General features: G+C 71.3%; 15 protein-coding genes. 13 read left to right on the forward strand and 2 right to left on the reverse strand.

Going from position 1 to position 20,966, the window contains the following annotated elements; translation table 11 throughout:
* The first annotated feature begins 129 nt into the window (after positions 1-129).
* Entirely contained in the window at positions 130-5,889 is a 5,760-nt protein-coding gene (locus DSM104299_RS02165) for a polymorphic toxin type 37 domain-containing protein (protein ID WP_272475640.1), read from the forward strand.
* Positions 5,890-5,924: 35 nt separating this feature from the next.
* Complete coding sequence (locus DSM104299_RS02170) at positions 5,925-6,488, forward strand: hypothetical protein (protein ID WP_272475641.1); 564 nt, start codon at positions 5,925-5,927, stop codon at positions 6,486-6,488.
* A gap of 642 nt (positions 6,489-7,130) precedes the next feature.
* Here DSM104299_RS02170 and DSM104299_RS02175 read toward each other — a convergent pair.
* Both DSM104299_RS02175 and DSM104299_RS02180 read right to left on the reverse strand, forming a co-directional pair.
* Positions 7,131-8,177 carry a hypothetical protein gene (locus DSM104299_RS02175; protein ID WP_272475642.1) on the reverse strand — a complete coding sequence of 349 codons (1,047 nt, stop codon included), beginning with the start codon at positions 8,175-8,177 and terminating at the stop codon, positions 7,131-7,133.
* Positions 8,178-8,505: 328 nt separating this feature from the next.
* A complete protein-coding gene (locus DSM104299_RS02180; protein ID WP_272475643.1) occupies positions 8,506-9,129 on the reverse strand; it encodes a Crp/Fnr family transcriptional regulator in 624 nt (207 codons plus the stop codon).
* 179 nt (positions 9,130-9,308) lie between these two features.
* Here DSM104299_RS02180 and DSM104299_RS02185 point away from each other — a divergent pair, with 179 nt between their 5' ends.
* From DSM104299_RS02185 to DSM104299_RS02235, 11 genes are all read left to right on the forward strand, one after another.
* On the forward strand, positions 9,309-10,520 hold the full coding sequence (locus DSM104299_RS02185) for an FAD-dependent monooxygenase (protein ID WP_272475644.1): 1,212 nt from the start codon (positions 9,309-9,311) through the stop codon (positions 10,518-10,520).
* Positions 10,521-10,693: 173 nt separating this feature from the next.
* Entirely contained in the window at positions 10,694-11,623 is a 930-nt protein-coding gene (locus DSM104299_RS02190) for a fumarylacetoacetate hydrolase family protein (protein ID WP_272475645.1), read from the forward strand.
* Complete coding sequence (locus DSM104299_RS02195) at positions 11,623-12,522, forward strand: VOC family protein (RefSeq protein WP_272475646.1); 900 nt, start codon at positions 11,623-11,625, stop codon at positions 12,520-12,522. Before DSM104299_RS02190 ends, DSM104299_RS02195 begins: the two co-directional genes overlap by 1 nt.
* Positions 12,523-12,589: 67 nt before the next feature.
* Positions 12,590-13,660: an alcohol dehydrogenase catalytic domain-containing protein gene (locus DSM104299_RS02200; protein ID WP_272475647.1), complete on the forward strand. Its 1,071-nt coding sequence runs from the start codon at positions 12,590-12,592 to the stop codon at positions 13,658-13,660.
* A gap of 164 nt (positions 13,661-13,824) precedes the next feature.
* Positions 13,825-14,316, forward strand: coding sequence for a carboxymuconolactone decarboxylase family protein (locus tag DSM104299_RS02205; protein WP_349294488.1), 492 nt, complete (start codon positions 13,825-13,827; stop codon positions 14,314-14,316).
* Positions 14,313-14,789: a cupin domain-containing protein gene (locus DSM104299_RS02210; protein WP_272475649.1), complete on the forward strand. Its 477-nt coding sequence runs from the start codon at positions 14,313-14,315 to the stop codon at positions 14,787-14,789. Before DSM104299_RS02205 ends, DSM104299_RS02210 begins: the two co-directional genes overlap by 4 nt.
* 256 nt (positions 14,790-15,045) lie before the next feature.
* Positions 15,046-16,191 carry a sugar ABC transporter substrate-binding protein gene (locus DSM104299_RS02215; protein WP_272475650.1) on the forward strand — a complete coding sequence of 382 codons (1,146 nt, stop codon included), beginning with the start codon at positions 15,046-15,048 and terminating at the stop codon, positions 16,189-16,191.
* A gap of 1 nt (position 16,192) precedes the next feature.
* Entirely contained in the window at positions 16,193-17,752 is a 1,560-nt protein-coding gene (locus DSM104299_RS02220; protein ID WP_272475651.1) for a sugar ABC transporter ATP-binding protein, read from the forward strand.
* A 46-nt stretch (positions 17,753-17,798) separates the two neighbouring features.
* A complete protein-coding gene (locus DSM104299_RS02225) occupies positions 17,799-18,806 on the forward strand; it encodes an ABC transporter permease (protein WP_272475652.1) in 1,008 nt (335 codons plus the stop codon).
* Positions 18,807-18,886: 80 nt separating this feature from the next.
* The gene (locus DSM104299_RS02230) at positions 18,887-19,798 is read left to right on the forward strand and encodes a dioxygenase family protein (RefSeq protein ID WP_272475653.1); all 912 of its coding nucleotides are present in this window, start codon (positions 18,887-18,889) and stop codon (positions 19,796-19,798) included.
* Positions 19,798-20,874, forward strand: coding sequence for a maleylacetate reductase (locus tag DSM104299_RS02235; RefSeq protein WP_272475654.1), 1,077 nt, complete (start codon positions 19,798-19,800; stop codon positions 20,872-20,874). Before DSM104299_RS02230 ends, DSM104299_RS02235 begins: the two co-directional genes overlap by 1 nt.
* The last annotated feature ends 92 nt before the right edge of the window (positions 20,875-20,966 follow it).

The raw sequence follows: 20,966 nt of genomic DNA on the forward strand, positions 1-20,966 counted from the left end.
GATATCGATCAACCGGGTGAGCGAGGGACGGCCTCCGTAATCCGACCGCGCACGATCGAGAAGCGATGCAAAGACCGCTGGTCAGATGTCGTATTGATCAAGCAACGCGCATCGGTTGGACTGCTCTGCGTGTTCTCTCCGGTGGCAGGGTCGGGCACGTCGTCGGCCGCGATGCGGCGCCACGACGTCCATACGATGGTGCGGGCGGCGGCGTGCGCGCTGATGGCGCTCCTCGCGTTGGCGGTCGCGCTGGCGCTGCTCGCGGCGTCGGCCCGCGCCGACGCGCCCCCGGTATGCACGGTCACGTGGGACGGGGGCGGCAGCGACAGCCAGTGGACCACGGCCCAGAACTGGTCGGGCGAAGCCCTCCCGACGGCCGACGACGTCGTCTGCCTGCCTACCGGCGCCATCGTCACGATCGGCGGCGACGCGTCCGCCGGCTCCATCCAGGGTGACGGCGCGTCGCTTACCATCGCCAATGGCACCCTGACCGTCGCCGACGTCGAGCACGCGTCCGCGGTCGCTACGCTCGCCATCAGCGGCGGCGTCGTCTCTGGCGCCGGCGACCTCCACGCCACGACGACCTTCAGCTGGACCGGCGGCGCGCTCAGCGGAACCGGAACGACGACCGTCGACGACGGCGCCACCGGTACGATCAACCCCGGTGGCGGATCCTCGACCCTGAGCCTCAGCGGTCGCACGCTCACCAACCGCGGCAGCGTCACCTTCGCGGAAGGCGGCCTCAGCGCGACCTCAGGCGCCATCATCCGCAATGCCGGGACTCTGACGCTCGACACCGAGGCCGACACGTTCGGCGCAGCCGTCCGCGACGGCGGCGGCAGCCCCAAGCCGCAGCTGACCAACGCCGCCGGCGCCACGCTGCGCAAGACGGCGGGCGCCGGGACGACGCGGCTCACGATCGCCGTCGACAACGAGGGGGCGATCGACGCTCAGAGCGGCCGCCTCGACTTCGCTGGCGGAGGCGGCCCGAGCACGACCGGCACCTGGGAGGCCTCCGGCATCGGCACCGCGATCGTCTTCTCCGGCGGCGACCACATGCTCGGCGCCGGCACCCAGCTCGGCGGCGCGATCCTCCTGACCAGCGGGTCGGTGACCGCGCCGGACGCCCAGATCGACGGCGATCTGACGATCACGGGCGGCACGCTGAGCCTCACTGGTTCCAGGACCTCAACGACCAACGCCTACACCCAGTCTGGTGGCACGCTCACGGGTGACGGTGAGCTGGACGTCGCCGGCGCCGTCGCGATCACCGGCGGGGTCATGTCCGGGGCCGGTTCCACGATCCTGCAGCCGACGTCGACCGGCGCGATCGACACGGGCGACACCTTCAACGCGCTTGCGCTGGATCAGCGCACCTTCTCGGTCCGCGGCGCGCTGACGCTCGCCTCGGGTCTGATCCGCGCGTTCAACGGCGCGACAGTGCGCACCAGCGGCACGCTCACGCTCAACTCGCAGAACGACTTCTGGGGCGTGCAGCTCTACGACGGCGGCGGCAGTCCGCGTCCGCAGCTGATCAACACCGGCACGATCGTCAAGTCCGCGGGCACGGGCGTCAGCACGATCGGCTTGGCGACCGACAGCTCCGGCACGATCCAGGCGCGCAGCGGATCGATCCGCTTTTTGCAGTCCGACGTCGCCACGACGTTCGAGGACGGCGCGGTCCTCAAGGGCTCGATCCTGCTCAGCGGCGCGAACGTGACCGCGGGCGACGTCGACGCGACCGCTGCCCAGCTCGCGCTGTCCAACGGCTCGCTCGCCGTCGACGCGGGCAAGACGCTCACCGCCGGCACGCTGAGCCAGTCCGGGGGAACGCTCACCGGCGCGGGCGACGCGCGCGTGGCCGAAACGCTTGCTTGGACCGGCGGCCAGATGACCGGGTCGGGCACCACGACGGTCACGGCCGGGGCCGATGCGACGATCACGCCCGGCGAGAGCTCTTCGTCGGTCGCGCTCGACCAGCGCGCGCTGGACAACCACGGCACGCTGACGCTCGTCAACGGCACGCTGCGCGGAGTCAACGGCGCGGCGCTCCGCAACCACGCGACGCTGAAGCTCAACTCCCAGACCGACTGGTTCGGCGCGCAACTGCACGACGGCGGCGGCAGCCCACACCCGCAGCTGATCAACACTGGGACGGTCGTCAAGGACGCCGGGACGGGCACGACCGGCATCGGCTGGGAGGTCGACAACCGCGGCACGATCGACGCGGACGCCGGGCGCCTCGCGTTCCCTAGCTCGGCCGCCGCCGTCACGCTTCAAGACGGCAGCGCGATCGCCGGCGCGCTCACCTTCAACGGCGCCTCGATCACCGCCGTCGGCGCGGTCCACGGCCACGAGGCGTCCGTCCGGCTCGAGAACGGGGCGATCGCCGCGGCCGCCGGCGCGGTCCTGGCACTCGGGTCGCTGACCCAGCCCGGCGGCACGCTCACGGGCGCCGGCCAGGTCCAGGTCGACGACGCACTGACCTGGACGGGCGGTCAGATGACCGGCACCGGCTCGACGATCCTCCAGCCGGACGGCAACGGCACGATCGACGCGGGCCCGAGCTCGAACTCGGTCGCGCTCGACGCGCGCACGCTGTCCAACCGCGGCGGGCTGACCTTCGCCAGCGGCACCCTGCGCGCGCTCAACGCGGCGACCCTGCGCAACAGCGGCACGCTGACGCTGAACTCCGAGAACGACTGGTTCGGCTCCCAGGTCTATGACTCTGGCGGCGACGATTCGAGCCTGATCAACACAGCCACCGGCACGCTGCGCAAGACCGGCGGCTCCGGGTCCACCCGCGTCAACATTCCCTTCGACAACGAGGGCGCGGTCGACGCCCAGAGCGGCCGCCTGGACTTCGGCGGGGGTGGCGGGCCCAGCACGGCGGGCACGTGGTCGGCCACCGGCGCCGGCACCTCGGTCCAGTTCAGCGGCGGAGCCTTCACGCTCGGTGCCGACGCACAGGGTGCGGGTGCGCTGCGGGTCACCGACGGCAGCGTCACGGCGCCCGACCTCCAGCTCGAGGGCGGGCTCACGGTCACCGGCGGCACGCTCGCGCTGACCGACGACGGGACCACGTCGCACGCTCGCGCGCTCACGCAGTCCGGCGGCACGATCGACGGCGCGGGCACGCTCGCCCTCTCGACGACCCTGTCGTGGACGGGCGGTCAGATGACCGGGGCGGGGGAGACCGCGCTCGGGTCCGCCGGGATCGGGACGATCGCGGCCGGCGGCGGTTCGGCGTGGGTCGCCCTGGAGCAGCGCACGCTGCGCAACGCCGGTGACCTGACGTTCACAAGCGGCACGCTCCGCGCGCTCAACGGCGCGACGGTGCGCAACGAGGGCGCGCTGAACTTCAACTCGGAGAACGACTGGTTCGGCCAGCAGCTCTATGACGCCGGTGGAGTGGCGCGCCCACGGCTGGTGAACGCCGCGTCCGGGACGGTCCGCAAGACCGCGGGCGGTGGGACGACGTCGTTCGGCGTCGCCACCGAGAGCGACGGCACGATCGACGCGCAGACCGGCCAGTTCCGCTTCAACCAGTCCAACGCGCCGGTCTCGTTCGACGACGGGAGCACGCTGGCGGGGACGATCACGATCGCCAACGCGCCGGTCACCGTCGGCGACGTCCACGGCGAGCAGGCCGACGTCCGCCTCGACGACGGCACGCTGTCGGCGCGGTCCGGCGCGCACGCGGTCCTCGGCACGCTGCGCCAGAACGGCGGCGCGATCACCGGCGCGGGCGACGTCGCCGTGAGCGGTCTCGCACAGCTCGACGGTGGTCAGCAGACCGGGACCGGCACCACGACGATCGGCCCGGACGCGACCGGCACGATCGCGCCCGGAACCGGTTCCGCGTGGATCGCGATCGATCAGCGGACGCTGTCGATCGAGGGGGCGATCGAGCACGTCAACGGCACGATCCGCATGCTCAACGGCGGCGGCGTCGACGTCGCGGGGACGCTGACCGAGAACTCGCAGGCCGACTGGTTCGGCCCGTCGGTCTACGACAGCGGCGGCGCGCTGTCGCACGTGCTCGTCAAGCCCGGCGGGCTCCTGCAGAAGTCGGCGGGGACCGGCACGTCGGGCATCGGCGTGCCGACCCAGAACGAAGGGAAGGTCAAGGTCACCGGCGGCGGCACGATCGAGCTGGGCTCGCGCGAGGACGTCCCGGACCAGCCGTGCACCTCCGGCGGCTGGGAGATCGGGCCCGACGGGTCCCACGTGCTGATGAGCTCGGGCCCGCGCTGCCTGGCGGCCGACACCGAGCTGCACGGCGAGTTCCAGTTGAAGAACTCGGCACGGCTGACGGTTGCGAACATCGACGGCGCGGACGCCGACTTCGACCTCCAGGGCGGAACGCTGAACGTCACCGACACGTCGACCCCGACGACGCTGCGCAGCCTGCACGTCAACGGAGGGACGCTCACCGGCGACGGCGAGGTCGACGTCCAGGGATTGTTCGCATGGACGGCCGGGACGATGTCGGGGCTCGGCTCCACGGTCGTCGAAAACGGGGCCTCAGGGCAGGTCGACACCGGCCCGGACAGCGGTTCGGTCCTGCTCGACCAGCGCACGCTGACGCTGAACGGCACGACGACCTTCCCGCAGGGCACGGTCCGCACGGGCAACGGCGCGACGATCCGCAACGGCGGCACACTCACCGTCAACTCCCAGAACGATTGGTTCGGCGGCGTCTTCCACGACAACGGCGGAAGTGCGCCGTCCAAGTTCCTCAACTTGGCCGGCGGGACGCTGCGCAAGCTCACGGGTACCGGGACAACTGGCATCGACATCGCGTTCGACAACCAGGGCGCGGTTGACGCAGAGACTGGTGGCCTGCGCTTCTCGCGCGGCGGCGTGCCGGTGTCTCTGCCACCCGTCATCGACGACCCGATCCTCTGCCCGCAGCCGCGCAACCCGCAGTACGGCAGCTGGACGACCAGCACGGGCGGCGGCGCCGAGATCGACCTCTCCGGTCCCGACTGCTTCGTCCTCGGCGGCGGAACGGTCATGACCGGCACGATCCACAACACCGGCGCGACGATCCTCGCCGGATCCATCCAGGGCCTGGGGGCGACCTTCTACCACGAGGGCGGCAAGCTGTCGTTCGAGGATCGGAACATCCCGTCCGTGCTCGGGACGCTGCACCTCTCGGCCAACATGGAAGGCCCCGGCGAGGTTGACATCTGCGACCAGTTCACGTGGCAGGGCGGCGTGATGAGCGGTACCGGCGCGACCGTGATCTGCCCTGGCGCGAGCGGAGACTTCACTCCGCCTTTCGGTGACCTCCAGCTCCAGCGAGCGTTGATCAACTCCGGGTCGCTGACCTGGGGCGCTGGCGGGTTCGCGATGCGGGAGGGAGCACTCTTCTACAACGAAGGCACCTTCCACGCCAACGGTGAGACGGGAACGCTGTACGGCGACGCAAGCGGTCTCATCGACAACGTCGGAACGATCGTCAAGGATTCAGGCAACGGCACGACGACGATCGACCAGCACATCGACAACCCGGGAACGGTCCAACGAGCCACCGGGACGTTGATCAACGAAGGCCAGACCTGTCAGGCGAACAACTCGGGGACCGGCGAGGGCGATCAGTCCGGTGGAGGCAGCGACCCGCAACCGGAGCCATCCGCGTTCCCGCCGGACCCGGCGGATGGAGCGCAACGTCCTGGCCCAGAATGGGAGTGGCACGGAAAGGAGCCCGAGGGCGGCGACAAGGGTGCCTGGGTCAATCCCGACACTGACGAGGTCTGGCACCCGGACCTCGGGCATGCCGAGCCGATTGGCGGCCATTGGGACTTCGGGTACAAAGGCGGTGACTACTGGCGCTGGACGCCTGATGGCGGGTTCTCGCCGAAGCAATCAGCCTGCGCATAACGAACATGAACCGACGGAACGAGGACACGAACGACATGCAGTTGCGCGAAGTGTCGCAGGCGGTGTTCGACCAAGTCCGGGAGGCGCTCTGGAAAGCCAATGCCTTCGAAGCTCCGCTACGCGCCGTCCTGACGGCCGACCAGTGGGACTTGCGAGCGTTGGCCGGTGCCGAGGTTCCCGCTGAGCGCCTGGACGACATCCGGATGGGGTGGCTCGAGCCGGGCGGTCCCGGGCCGCGCGATATCGCGGAGGTGATCGTTGGTGAGATGCGTCGGGCGGGAGGCGCCGGGCTCATCTCCATCGACGTGCTCAGCAAGCCGGACGATGCACGCCTGGAGGAGGGCGGAGTCCCATTCGCTCGCGTCGCCGGGGACACGGTCGCCTACCTCTCGGGCGAGACTGAGATCGGGCCGGTCGAAGCCGCTTGGCGCATGACCGCCTCCCCCGTCGGACACGTAGCCCTCGTGACCACCTATCGGCTGCCCGAACGCGAGGATCCGGACTACGACGTCATCGCTGCGGTGGCGGCGACGACGACGGTGATCCTCGACGCGTACGACGGCGACGGCGCAGTGGTGCTTACGCGACGGCTCGCATGAGTTCGTGCGGCCGCTGGTGGTCGCGAGGATGATTGGAGCGCTGGACCGCCGGCCACCCGATCTGTTGCTCCCGTGCCGGATCGCCGGTGTCGGGCCGCAGCGGGACGCTGTCGCAGTGGCTACGCGACGACCCGGATCTCGATCCCACCGGGGTGTAAAGCCCGGGTTTGACCCCGTCGCTCCCGCTTTTCCACATCGCCGTCCCTTCTGAGGCCGCGTCGGGCGCAAGCCCGCGCAGGCCGATCCGTCCGCTGACGCCAGGCGCCCGCCCGCGCGAGTGCCCACGGCGATTGTCGCCCGCAGCGTCGCGGCCGCCCGACAGTCATGTTGGTCGCAACCCGCGCCGGTCCTGGCCGGTCCGCAGCGCGGCCGGCCAGGACCTCGAGCTCATCGGAGGTCGAACCGGTCCAGGTTCATCACCTTGGCCTAGGGGGCGACGAAGTCGCGGAGGACTTCTCCTGCGCGTCGTCGGTTGCGTAGACCTCCGCGGCGCGCGCAGCCCGGAGGCCGAGTCGAACACGAGGTCGACGTGGCTGCCGATCCAGCGGCCCTCGCCGGCGGCGTCGGAGCCGTCGAACGTCGTGCCGTCCGTGGACAGCGCCTTCCGTCGGATCCGTGTCGTCCTGTGCCGGAGCCCGCTCGTCAGTCGCCGGCTGTCGTCAGCGCGTCCGCGCCGACCGCGAGGTCGGTGAGGTAGTCGTCGACGCGGTCAGCGTCCTCGCGGCCGTACCCGCAGAAGTGCGCGACCCCGAAGTCACTCAGGTGCGCGCTCGCGAGCTCGCTGCGTCGGCGCAGCGCGTCGGCGCCGTCGCGGCACTCGAGCCCGAGGAAGACCTTCGGACCGCGTGTCAAGTCGCGCAGTGGTGTGAAGTAGGCCTCCTGCGCGTCGTCCATCACCGGGAGATGCAGGAAGTCGACGCGGCGGGGCGTGCTCGCGATCAGCCGGTTGGCGACGTCGACGACGAGGCTCAAGTCCTCCTGCGGGCAGGTCGGCCAACTGGGGAACGCGCCGAGGCAGACGTGGTAGCCGAGCGCCACTCCCGCGGGCAGGCCTTCCGAGAGCGGCGCGATGTAGCCGGCGTCGGTGTGCTGGCGGATCCGCTCCTGCTGAGGGCGCCCGTCGGCGTCGCTGCCCCAGACGCCGCAGATGTCCGCGAACTCGGTGCAGTAGTCGAGCTGGATGACGAGGTCCTCGACGGGGATGTGCTCGAGGATCGCGTCGTAGCCGCGGCGCATCGCGCGCGTCCAGGCGTCGAACAGCATCGGCCAGCGCTCGACGTCGACGAAGTGGGAGACGACCGCCGCGTGCGGGGTCGGCAGCGAGACCTGGAAGCGCGCGCCCGCTGGGATCTCGCCGGCGTCGCGCAACCGCGTGAACGTGCTGTAGGACTCGATCGCGCACGCGGCGTAGGGGTAGAGCTCGTCGAACGACACCTCCGTGACGCCCGCGCGCACGCCGTAGGTGCCGAACGGCAGGTGCGTGTCGGGCAGCGGCTCGAGATCTGAGTGCTTCGAGTACACAAGCTCCCCGAGCGCTCCAATCCACATCTGGCGCGGGCCGAGCTCACCGTCCGGGAACGCGAAGGCGCGCTCGCCGACGATCCGCGCGCAGAGGCGGAACACGTGCTCGACACTGTGGCCGGGGACACTGCCGACCAACAGCACGTCGCCGGTGGATGCTGCGCTCACGTCGCCTCCTCGATTGACCGAGCGAGGCTACGGTCGCCGGATGGGGGCCGGCAAATACAGATCGCGCTGCAACCCGATAGCCGCGGGGATATCGGCGGGAGGGCCGGCTGCAAACATGGCGCAGGGCACGCCATGAGCAGCACTACTATTTAGTCAGGATCAAGCATAGAAAAGCAAGAGCATGGCGACTGCGGTCGTCTCTCCGGGCGAGGTGGGTGGGTCGCGCTCCCCACCGCACGATGGCGGTGGAGACCGCTCCGGTTGTTGCGCTGCGTCAGCTCTCAGAGCCGTTGCGGCTCGCGCTCCGAGGCTCGGCGCCGTCCGGCGCTCAGTCCTCGCCGGAGGCGATGCGGTGCAGCTCGGCCGGGTTCGCGATCAGCACGCCGTCGTCGATGCGCATGAGGAGGCCCGCGGTCTGCAGGCGCTTCATCTCACGCGAGACGACCTCGCGCACCGAGCCGATCGCATCGGCGATGTGCTGGTGGCGGACGTGGACGACGAGACCGGCCGGTTCACGCTGTGCGAGATCGAGGAGGTGCCGAGCGATGCGCGATCGGATCGGCAGGAAGATGTCGGCGCTGAGCGTCTCGTTGCCGTTCGAGACCTGCTGGGCCAGGTAGCGTGCGGTCGCCCATGCGAGCGCGGCGTCTCTGGACGCCATGGCCTTGAAGCGCTCCGTAGGGAGGCGGACGAGAAGCGTGTCGGTGACCGCGCTGACCATGATCGGCATCGTCTCGGCGAGCAGCGGCGGGAGCCCGACGATCTCGCCCTCGGCCGCGTAGCGGGCCGTCGCCTGCCTGCCGTCGCGGCTGTGCACGAAGGCCCGCACGAGCCCGGCGACGACGAGGACGACCGCCTGGTCGTTGGGGTTGCCGCCGCGCAGGACGACGCTCCCCGCCGGTGTCGACTCGACGCGCGTCCCTTCGAGCAGACGCGCCGACACCTCGGGCATGTCGGCGAGAAACGATTGCGCCCAAGCCCGCCGCACCGCGTCTTCGACGCCAGCCATCGCCGGAGCTCTCATCGTCCGGCGAGCGTAGCAAGCGCTGGACGGCGCTTCGACGGGGACAATTGTCACCGCGGTGCGGTGGGGGTTCGCATTTGATCTGGCGCATGGTCAATGCATCAGACGTGCCTCCCACGGCGGCCTCGCACGCGCCGACCGTCGCGATCGTCGGCGGCGGGATCGGCGGCCTGACGGCGGCGCTGGCGCTGCTGCGCGCTGGGATTCGCCCGCACGTGTACGAGCAGTCCCCGGCGTTCGGCGAGGTCGGCGCGGGCATCCAGCTCGCGCCCAACGCGGTGCGCCTGCTCGATCGCCTCGGGTTCGCCGAGGAGCTGCGTGATCGCGCGGTGCGGCCGGCGAGAGCGATCGAGTACCGGCGCTGGTCCGACGGACGGCTGCTGGGATTCCAGTCGAGCGACCTCGAGCACGAGGAGCGCTACGGCGCCTCCTACGTCGTGATCCACCGCGCGCACCTCCTCGAGCTCTTGCTCGCCGCGCTGCCGAAGGACCTGCTCCACGCCGGGCACCGCTGCGTCGGCGTCGAGCAGACGGAGGGGGGCGCGCGCGTGCTGTTCGAGGAGGGAACCGCCGTCGAGGCCGACCTGGTCGTCGCGGCGGACGGCCTGCGCTCGGTCGTGCGCGAGAGCGTCGCAAGCGGCCACGGCCCGGCGTTCGCCGGCTTCTGCGCCTACCGCGCGCTGCTGCCGATCGAGCGCGCGCCCCTCGGCGACGCGGCTCGCTCCGTCGGCATCTGGCTGGGTCCCGGCCGGCACTTCGTGCACTATCCGGTCGCCGGCGGCGGCCTGATGAACGTCGTCGGCCTCGTCGCGTTCGACGATTGGCCGCACGGGTTCCAGCCGCAGCATGTCAGCGCGGCGGAGTTCGCTGAGCGCTTCGCCGGCTGGCACCCGGACGTGCGCGCGACGATCGACGTCTTGACAGACGTCACGCTGTGGGGCCTGTTCGCCGGGACGCCACTGCCGAGCTGGACGTCGGGTCGCGTCGTGCTGCTGGGCGACGTCGCTCACCCGATGCTGCCGTTCGCCGCCCAGGGCGCCTGCCAAGCGATCGAGGACGCGGTGGCGCTGGGCGCCTGCCTCGGGCGGGCGCCGGGCGACATCGACGGCGCCCTGGCGCGCTACGAGCACGTGCGGATCCCGCGCGCGAGCGCGGTGCAGGCGCATGCGCGCGAGAACGCGACCGCCTACAACCTGCCCGACGGGGCGGAGCAGCAGCGGCGCGACGCCGAGCTCGCGCGCGGTGACGGGGGCGCCTGGCTGTATGGATACGACGTGGAGGCCGCGGTGGCCGAGGCTGCCCTCGCGGCAGGAAGCTAGGTCGCCGGCGCTGCTGCTCCGGCGGACGGAAGTCACTGCGAACCCCCTCGACACCGGCTTACACTCACGCATCCAAATGTCACCACTTACTGTTCACTTCAACGGCTCGGTCCAACGGCCCGACGCCGGTGACGAACCCGCGGACCGCCGCGCCCATGGCGGGTAGGCGCATCGTGGGCGCGGACACCAGGCCGCTCTGGCGGCTGGGCACGATCGAGGAGCACGGCGAGCCGGTCACCGTGATCGAGCTCGACGGGCGGCTGCTGCGTCTCGAGGCGCTCGACGGCGCCTGGCCGGACGGCCCGCGTGACGTGCTCGGGGCCCTCAGGCGCTGGGACGAGTGGGAGCCTGCGCTGTCGGCCGCCGTCTCGGCGTCTCCCGCCGCCGCCGGCTCGCTCGCGCTCGATGCGGTGACATGGCTGCCCCCGGTCCTCACGCCGTCCAAGCTCATCTGCGTAGGAGCGAACTATCGCGACCACCTCGAGGAGATGGACGCGAAGCTGACCAACACGGTGCCCTACGCCTTCCTCAAGCCCCCGAGCACCATGCTCGGCGGCGGCGGCGAGCTCCACGTTCCCGCCGGCGCCACGTGGATCGACTGGGAGGCCGAGCTGATGATCGTCATCGGCCGCAGGATGCGCTTCGCGCGTGGGCCCGAGGCCCTCGCCGGCGTCGCCGGCTACATGATGTTCAACGACGTCTCGAACCGCGACTACATGGACAGCTGGCAGCCGGTCATCGGGATGGACTGGCTCCTGCACAAGGGCTGGGACGGGTTCGGCCCGGCCGGTCCGCTGATCACCCCGTCACGGTTCGTCGGCGATCCCCAGCAGCTGGGGATCGAGCTGACCGTCAACGGGCAGGTCAAGCAGTCCTCGAGCACGTCGCGGATGATCTTCAGCGTTCAGGCGATCCTCGAGCACCTGACCTCGGTGCTCACGCTGGAGCCGGGCGACCTGATCTCCACCGGGTCGCCCGCCGGCGTGGGCTACGGCCGGACACCACGCGAGCGTCTCGTGCCGGGAGACGAGGTCGTCGTCTCGATCGAGGGGCTCGGCCCGTCCCTCGTCACTCATGTCGTTGAATCGGAGGACTCTGAGTAATGGCACACCTGGGCATCGACCGCCTTCACTACATCGCGATGCGGACGCCCGACCCCGAGGCGGCCGCGCACTTCGCCGAGGAGCACATGGGGCTCACGCTCGTCCAGCGCGACGGGGCGGGCCGCCACTACCTGGCCGCCCACGGCCTCGACCGGTACTCGCTGGTCTACACGCCCGGCGAGTCCGGGATCGACCACGTCTCGTACCTCGTCCGGGAGCAGGCGGCGCTCGACCGGGCGCAGGAGAGCCTGGCGGCGTCCGGCGTGGCCGCGGAGCGGGTCGACGAGTCCGATCTCTGGCACCACGCGCCCGCGGTGCGCTTCCAGACGCCCAGCGATGCGACGATCGAGCTGACGACGGGGGTCAACGTCGACCTGCCGATGGCGTGGAACGTCCGCCGGCCGCCCGTCGACCCCGCGCCGATCAGCCTGGACCACGTGATCCTGCGCGCGACCGACGTGGAGGCGTCCGTCGCGTTCGCGAGCGACGTCATGGGCCTCAAGGTGTCGGGCCGGATCGTCGCTCCCGACGGGGTCCCGTTCATCACCTTCTTCCGTTCCCACACGCTCTATCACTGCTATGGCGTCGCGCACTCCGAGTACGACGGCCTGAACCACCTGCAGTTCACGCTCAAGAACGATCCCGCGGTGATCGCCGCGCACGCGCGCGTCAAGGAGACGGCAGGCGATCAGCTGATCTGGGGCCCGCTCCGCCACGGCTGCGGCCAGAACGTCGTCTTCTACTTCTTCGACGCAGCAGGCAACGTGATCGAGTACTCGGCCGAGGAGGAGGTCATCCTCAACGAGGACACCTACGAGGTGATCTCCTGGCCGATCGACGAGAACCCCCGCGGGGTCAACGAGTGGAGCCTGGAGGGGCCTCCCGCGTCGATGCGATAGGGCTGTCGGTGAGCGACGCTGGAGGAGAGATGTCGTGCCCGCCGGTTCGAGGAGAGGGTGAGCGGAGATGAAGGCTGTCGTCGTCGAGGAGCACGGTGGTCCGGAGGTGCTGCGCTACAAGGACGTCCCCGACCCGCAGCCGGGTCCCGGGGAGGTCGTGATCCGCGTGCGCGCGCTGACCGCCAACCCGGGTCCCGACGTGCTGACGCGCGAGGGGCGCTTCGGGCTGCCGGGGTTCGAGCTTCCGCACGTCGGCGGCAGCGACCCGGCGGGTGAGGTCGTCGCCGTGGGCGAAGGGGTGACCTCGCCTGCGGTCGGCGATCGCGTCGTCGTCTACCCGATCCTCTCGTGCGGAGACTGCGATGCGTGCCGGCGCGGCGCGGGAGGGCCGTACTGCCGGCGGTGGCGGCTGTGGGGTGCGCAGACGTGGGGCGGTCGCGCCGAGTACGCGCGCCTGCCGGCGAGCAACGCCGTCGCGCTCCCCGACGGCGTCTCCTTCGAAGCGGCCGCGGCCGCGGCCCTCTCCTACAACACGACCTGGCACGGGGTCGTCGATCGCGGCCGGCTGTCCGCTGAGGACACGCTGCTCGTCACCGGCGCCGCCGGTGGCTGCGGCGTCGCCGCGATCCAGATCGGGCGGCTGTTCGGCGCGAGGGTCATCGCGATCAGCGGGGCCGAGTGGAAGCGCGTGCGGGCGGTGGAGATCGGGGCCGATCACGCGTTCGACTCGCGCGACCCGGACTGGCCCCGGCAGGTGCGCGAGGTCACCGACGGGCGCGGAGCGTCGATCGTGCTCGACAGCGTCGGCGACGCGTCGTGGCCGCTGAGCACGTCGTGCCTGGATCACGGTGGGCGTTTCCTGTGCTGCGGCACCACGACGGGCTCGGCGATGGCGTTCGACGCGCGCGAGATGTACCGCAAGCTGATCGCGATGCACTTCTGGCACAACGGGACGAAGCCGGGCATGGAGACACTGCTCTCGCACGTCGCCGCCGGCGAGATCGATCCGGTGATCGACAGCCGCTTCGCGCTGGAGGACACTGCCGAGGCCGAGCGCAAGCTCGCCGCGCAGGATCACTTCGGCAAGATCGTCCTGCTGCCGCCCGCCCCGGGCGGCGCGTCCGCGAGCCGGCGCTGAGGCGCCCGGAGGCGCTCGACGGAGCCTGGGGCTCATAGGTCCATGTTTTCGTCGCGCCTGGCGCGACGTAGGGGCAGACGCGCCACGGCGCCACGGCGAGAGAGCCGAGTCGCGCGCGCGTCGACGACAGCCCCATTGATGAAGTCAATGAAATGGAGAAGCCGATGAAAGCACGAATGAAGAGCCCGGCGATGGCGGTTCCGGACGCCTTTCAGGCGCTGACGAAGCTCCGCGCGTCGTTCAGCGATGCCGGGATCCCCGAGACCACCCACTACCTCGTGCACCTGCGCGCGAGCCAGATCAACGGCTGCGGCGTGTGCGTCGACATGCACACGCGCGAGCTCAAGCTCGCCGGCGAGCCGGACGCGCGCATCTTCACCGTCAGCGCGTGGCGCGAGGTGCCGTACTTCACCGACGCCGAGCGCGCCGCGCTGGCGCTGGCCGAGGCCGCGACTCGGCTCGCGGATCGCCCCGACGCGGTTCCCGACGAGGTGTGGGACGAGGCCGCCAAGCACTACGACGAACGGCAGCTCGCCGCGCTCGTGCTCTCGATCGCGACGATCAACGCGTGGAACACGCTGAACGTGGCGACGCGGCAGATCGGTGGCGACTGGGTCGAGCGGTTGATCGCGCAGCCGGCGGGAGCAGGGTCATGAGCGGGCCGACGCCGGACGTCAGCCCGGCGGAGGGCCCTCAGTGGTGGTACGGCGGCCACATGGAGGTCAAGGTCCGCGCCGAGGACACCGGTGGCGCCCTCGGCGTCGCCGAGGGGTTGTTCACCTATAAGGGTTACGGACCGCCGCTGCACGTCCACAGCCGCGAGGACGAGACCATCTGCGTACTCGAGGGGCAGATCCGCTTCCGCGTGGGCGACGACGAGTTCGTCGCTGGTCCAGGCACCTGCGTCTGGCAGCCGCGGGGCGTGCCGCAGGCCTTCAGCGTCGAGTCCGAGAGCGCGCGGGCGTTGATCATCTTCACGCCCGGCGGCATCGAGCGCATGTTCGAGGACGGCGGCGTGCCCGTCGCGGAGTCGGCCGAGCCGCCGGCCCAGCCGCAGCCCGACGCGGACACCATGGCGGCGCTCGCGACGCAGCTCGGGTTCGAGTTCGTCGGACCGCGGCTCGGGTAACCGCGCGCGAGACCGGTGGCCCGCGCGTCGAGCGCCGCCGGTCTCGCCCCACCTGCGCCGCAGCGTCGGGTCCTTTCGGGCGGCGCAGGCGATCTTCCGTCGCGACTCGAGGATGAGGCGCTGGCCAGAGGTCCGCGGCGACATAAGTCACTGCGGTCGTGTTCCGGGTGGTCGTACGGTCGGCACGTACCAGCCACGCCGCCCTGCGCAGCGTGACTGGTGACAGTCACTTCGCACCGCAAGAGGAGGAGAGTCGATGCTGAGTAAGGTTCGCGTGCCGCTGCTGGCGGTGATCGCGATGCTCGCCCTGGTCGTTGCCGCGACGGCGGGCTGCGGCGATTCCAGCGATGGAAACAGTGCCACGGCGGCCGCGGCGGAGCCGGCGGACGTCGAGGCGGCCCAGGCAGTGGTGACCAAGGCCGAGGGGCCGACGCCCTTCCCGGTCGAGCAGCCATTGAAGAAGAAGCTGCGTCCGGACCAGAAGCTCGGCTTCCTGCAGTGCGCGACCCCCTTCTGCGGGCTCTTCGCGCAGCTGTACGGGGTCGGGACGAAAGCGATGGGCATCTCGCCGGTCCAAGCCGTCAAGGCGGGTCACTCGGCCGACGACATCCAGACCGCTCTGTCGTCGATCGCGGCCAAGCGACCCTCAGCTCTGCTCCTGCCCGGCCTCAACGTCAGCTCGCTCGGCAACGGCCTCTCGACGTTCAAGGACGCCGGGATCCCGGTTGCCGCGATCGCCGTCATGGCTGGTCCGGAAGTGGGCATCGACGCGGTCTCGGCCGGCCCGGCCAACTTCCAGGCCGCCGGCCGCACCCTCGCCGACTGGGCGATCGTCGAAGCGAAGGGCAAGGCCAACATCGGCTGGTACGGCATTCCCGAGCTGGACTTCACCAAGGTCGAGCGGGAGGCGTTCGAGGTCGAGCTGAAGAAGAACTGCCCGTCGTGCGAGGTCCGCTCCGTGGACATCCCGATCGCCACGGTCGGCTCCACCGCTCCGAGCCGGATCGTCAGCGATCTCCAAGCCCACCCCGACACCAACGTCATCCTGTTCCCGGCGTTCGAGACGGCGACCGGCCTTCCCGCGGCGCTGAGAACGGCCGGGATCGACGTGAAGATCGCCGGTACCGGCCCCACGCCGGGCAACCTGCAGGACCTCAAGACGGGCGGCTTCGACGCCGCCGTCGTCCAGGACGTCGGCGTGATGGTCTTCACGCAGCTGGACGAGGCCGTCCGCCTGGCCACCGGGCAGCCGCTGACGCCGAACGAGAGAACCCTGCCGACGCCGTACCAGCTCATCACCAAGGAGGACCTGCCTGACGACGTCAGCAAGGGCTTCTCGATCTATCCGGACTTCGTCGAGCGGTTCGGAAAGCTCTGGTCCGGGGCGCGGGCGACCGGCTGAGATGAGCCCGCTGGACGAGATCAGGAACGACGCAGCAGGCGAGCCGGGTGCTCGCCTGCTGCAGGTCGAGCGGTTGTCGAAGTCGTTTCCCGGGGTCAAGGCGCTCGACGACGTGGCGCTCCACGTCACCGCCGGCGAGATCGTCGCCGTCGTTGGGCAGAACGGGTCGGGGAAGTCGACGCTCGTCAAGGTGCTCGCCGGGATCTACGACGCCGATCCGGGCGCGAGGATCGAGCACCGCGAGCTTCGGTTCATCCACCAGGACCTCGGCCTCGTGCCGGGGCTCTCGACGATCGAGAACCTCGACATCGGAAACCCGCTCGGCTCACGCGGACTGCTGCCGTTCCCGCGGCGAGACGAACGCGCTCGCGCCCAGCGGGCCATCCGTCGCTTCGGCGGCGACTTCGACGTGACCAAGCCGGTGGCGGATCTGGCCGCGGCGGAGCGCGCGGTGGTCGCCATCGCTCGCGCGATGAGCGACTGGTCGCCGCCGGACGGCGTGCTCCTGCTCGACGAGCCGACGGCTGCGCTCGGAGGGGAGGAGGTGGACAAGCTGTTCGAAGCCGTCCGACGGGTGGCGAGCGAGGGCGCGGGGGTCGTGTTCATCTCCCACCGGCTCGACGAGGTCCTGGGGCTCTCCGATCGTCTCGTCGCATTGCGGGACGGGCGCGTGGTCGCCGCCGTCCCCTCGTCCGAGGTCGATCACGACGGCCTGGTGAGGATCATCGCCGGGCGCGAGGTCGCCGCGGTGAAGATCAAGCATCACCGGACGGACGCGGTGGCACTGAGAGCGGAGGGCCTCGTCACCGAGACGCTGTCGGGTCTCGACTTCGAAATTCGCGCAGGGGAGATCCTCGGCATCACCGGCCTGCTCGGATCGGGACGCGAGGAGGTCGCGGCAACGGTCTTCGGCGCCACGGCGCGCAGCGCCGGCGCCGTCACCGTGGGGGGCGAACCGGTCCCGGCCGGGGACATCGCGCTCAGCGTTCGGCGCGGTCTCGCGTACGTTCCCGCCGATCGGCTGCGTCAGGGCGCGGTGATGACCGTGAGCGCGCGCGAGAACCTGACGCTGCCGATGTTGGGCCCGCTGCGGCGCGCCTTCGGCCGTCTGGACCGCGCCGCCGAGCGGCGCGAGGCGCGCGAGTGGGTCGACCGCGTCGGCTTGCACCCGCCGGTGGCCGAACGCGCCCTGGGGCTGTTCTCCGGCGGCAACCAGCAGAAGTTCGTCATGGCCAAGTGGCTGCGCACCGGGCCGCGGACGCTGCTGCTCGACGAGCCGACCCAGGGCGTCGACGTCGGCGCCAAGGCGGCGATCTACGGCCTGATCGACGAGGTCGCAGAATCCGGTGCCGGGGTCCTGGTGTCGTCTTCCGACGTCAAGGAGCTGATGACGTTGTGCGATCGGGTCCTCGTGCTGCGCGATGGGCGCGTGGCCGCCGAGCTCGACCGCTGGCAGCTCACCGAGGCACGTCTCGTCAGCGAGAGCCTCGGGCTCTTGGAGGACCCGTCGCTTCAACCGAATGGAGGTGAGCCCCGTGCAGGTACTGCGCTCGGTGGCTGACAAGGCACAAGACGCCCCCGTCGTCGGGCGATCGCCGGAGCCCGCCGTGGGCGCCCGCGTTCGCCAGGCGCTGTCGTTTCGCAGGTGCAGCGGGGTCTACATCTTCATCGCGCTGTTCGTCCTGTACTCGATCTGGGTGCCCGACACCTTCCTCCGCGGCGACACGTTCAGGACGCTCCTGGACGACCAGTCGATCACCGCGCTCACCGCGATCGCCCTCGTCATCCCGTTGTCGGCGGGGACGTTCAACCTGGCGATCGGGGCGCAGGTCGGCGTGGCCTCGATCATCTCCGCTTGGCTGCTCTCGAAGCAGAACCTGTCGATCCCGGTCACCGTCGTCCTCACCCTGCTGAGCGGAGCGGCCGTCGGCCTGGTCGCCGGCCTGCTCATCGTCCGCACGCACATCGATTCGTTCATCGCCACCCTCGGCCTCTCGTCGGTCCTCGTCGCGATGACGTCCTGGATCTCCGACGGACAGCAGATCCTCGACCTCGGCGCGAACTTCCAGAAGCTCGGCACCGGGGAGCTGATCGGGATGACGTATCCGGTCTGGTTCCTGGCCGCGGTCGTGGTCGTGGTGTGGTACGTGCTCGAGCGCACGCCGGCAGGCCGCCGCGTGTACGCGACGGGCGGAAACCTCGAAGCCGCCCGGCTCGCCGGCGTTCGCACGTCGACCGTCGTCGTCCTGACGCTCATCGCCTGCGGCGTGATCGCCGCTGCGGCCGGAACCCTGGTCTCGTCGCGACTGGCCACCGGCGATCCCACGACCGGGCCCGCGTACCTGCTGCCGGCCTTCGCGGCCGCGTTCCTCGGATCCACGCAGTTCCGAGGGGGCCGGTTCAACGTGCTGGGGACGGTGTTCGCGGTCTACCTCCTCGCCCTGGGGGTCAAGGGACTGCAGCTCGGCGGCGCTCCCGTCTGGATCCCCGACCTCTTCAACGGAGCGGCGCTGCTCCTCGCCGTCGGCCTGGCCAAGCGCCAGGGCACGCTCGGTGCGAGCCCGCTCCTGCGCTGGCGGCGCAGGCCGCCCGATCCGGGCGGCCCCTCGGCGTAGGTACCTACGTCACTGCCGGGCGGCGGCGCATCGGCGATGGTTCGGCGGGTCCCGCAAGGATGGTCCCGGAAGGAGAAGCAATGCGACTGGTGAGTAAGTTGACTCGCCCGGAGGACGTCACGGCCCAGGCGGTGACGAGCTTCGACGCGACGCCGGACGTGCGCTTGCGCACGATCATGCAGAGCCTCGTCCGCCACCTCCACGGCTTCGTCGCGGAGGTGGGCCTGACGGAGGACGAGTGGGCGGCGGCGATCCGCGTGCTGACGGCGACCGGGCACATCACCGACGACAAGCGCCAGGAGTTCATCCTCTGGTCCGACACGCTCGGCGTCTCGATGCTCGTCGACGCGCTCGCGCACCCGCTGCCGTCGGGTGCGACGGAGCCGACGATCCTCGGCCCCTTCTACGTGCCCGGCTCGCCGCTGCGCCCGTATGGTGCCGACATCGCCGAGCAGGAAGCCGGCACGCCGGCACTCGTGCAGGGGCGCGTGCTCGGGCTCGACGGCGCGCCGATCGCGGACGCCGAGCTGGACGTGTGGCAGAACGGCGACAACCGCCTCTACGCGGTGCAGGACGGCGACGCGGCCGACGATCACCTGCGCGGGCGCTTTCGCACGCGCGCGGATGGCAGCTTCGCCTTCCGCGCCGTGCGGCCGGTGCCGTACCCGATCCCCGACGACGGGCCGGTAGGGAGGATGCTCGCCGCCAGCGGCCGGCATCCGTGGCGCCCGGCGCACATCCACGTCGTGGTGCGCGCCGCCGGACACAAGACGCTCACGACGCACATCTTCGACATGGACAGCGCGTACCTGGACGGCGACACCGTCTTCGCGGTCAAGCCGTCGCTGCTGCGGCGCTTCGAGCGGCACGAGGCGGGGGACGAGGGGACGCCGGAGGGGGTCGAGGGGCCGTGGGCATCGCTCGCGCTCGACATCGTGCTCGCGCCGGGCGAGGACGACGCCGGGGTGGCCGACCGCGGGCGGACGCACTGATGGCCGCCTCGGGCCCGGACGGCGCTCGCGTCGAGTACGAGGCGCTCCGCGGGCGCGTGCTGTTCGGGTGCGGCGCCCGCGCCGCCGTGCCGGAGGAGGTCGAGCGGCTTGGGGTGCGGCGCGTCGTGCTGATCGACGGGCTGCTCGACGGCGCGCCGGCGCGCGAGCTCGAGGACGCGCTCGGTGCGCGCCGCGTCGCGACGATCGGGGACGTGCGCCAGCACGTGCCGGCCGCGCTCGTCGCCCAGGCCCGCGAGACGGCGACGGCGACCGGCGCCGACGGCCTCGCGACGATCGGCGGCGGCAGCGCGGTCGGCCTCGCGAAGGCGATCGCGCGAGCGACGGGACTGCCGATCCTCGCCGTCCCGACGACGTACGCCGGCTCGGAGATGACGCCGATCTGGGGCATCACGAGCGACGGCGCGAAGACGACCGGCAGGGACCTCGCCGTCCTGCCGAAGACCGTCGTCTACGACCCGGAGCTGACCGTCAGCCTGCCCGTGCCGGTGACGGCGGCGAGCGGCATGAACGCGGTCGCGCACTGCGTGGGGGCGATGTGGACGGCGTCCGCGAACCCCGTCACCGACGCCGTCGCCGCCGAGGGGATCTCCTCGCTCGCCGCCGGCCTGCGCGGCTGCGTGCGCGATCCGGGGGACCTCGGCGCGCGCACCGAGGCCCTGCGCGGTGCATGGCTCGGAGGGGCCGCGCTGGCCGTCGGCGGCACCGCCCTGCACCACAAGATCTGCCACGTGCTCGGCGGCGCGTTCGATCTGCCGCACGCGGAGGTGCACGCGGTCGTGCTGCCGTGGGTCGTGGCGCATGCGCGTGAGCGCGGGGTCGCCGACGCGGCGCTCCGTCGTGTCGCGCGGGCGCTCGGCGCGGAGGACGCGGTGGAGGGACTGCGCGCGCTCACGCGGGACCTCGGCCTCGCCGCCAGCCTCGCCGATCTCGGGCTCGACGAGGCGGGGGCCGACCGCGCCGCGGAGCTGGTGGCCGAGGCGGCGCCGTCGGCGCCCGTGCCGGTCACGCGCGAGCAAGCGCGCGCGATCCTCGCGCACGCGCTGCGGGGCGAGTGAGGCGTCAGCCTCCGCCGGCCGGCAGACGACGCCGGTCCGGCGCACCTCCTCCACGCTCCTGGCACCCCGGGCGCGAGCTGGTGGCCATACCC

Source organism: Baekduia alba, assembly GCF_028416635.1.
Taxonomy (GTDB): Bacteria; Actinomycetota; Thermoleophilia; order Solirubrobacterales; family Solirubrobacteraceae; genus Baekduia; species Baekduia alba.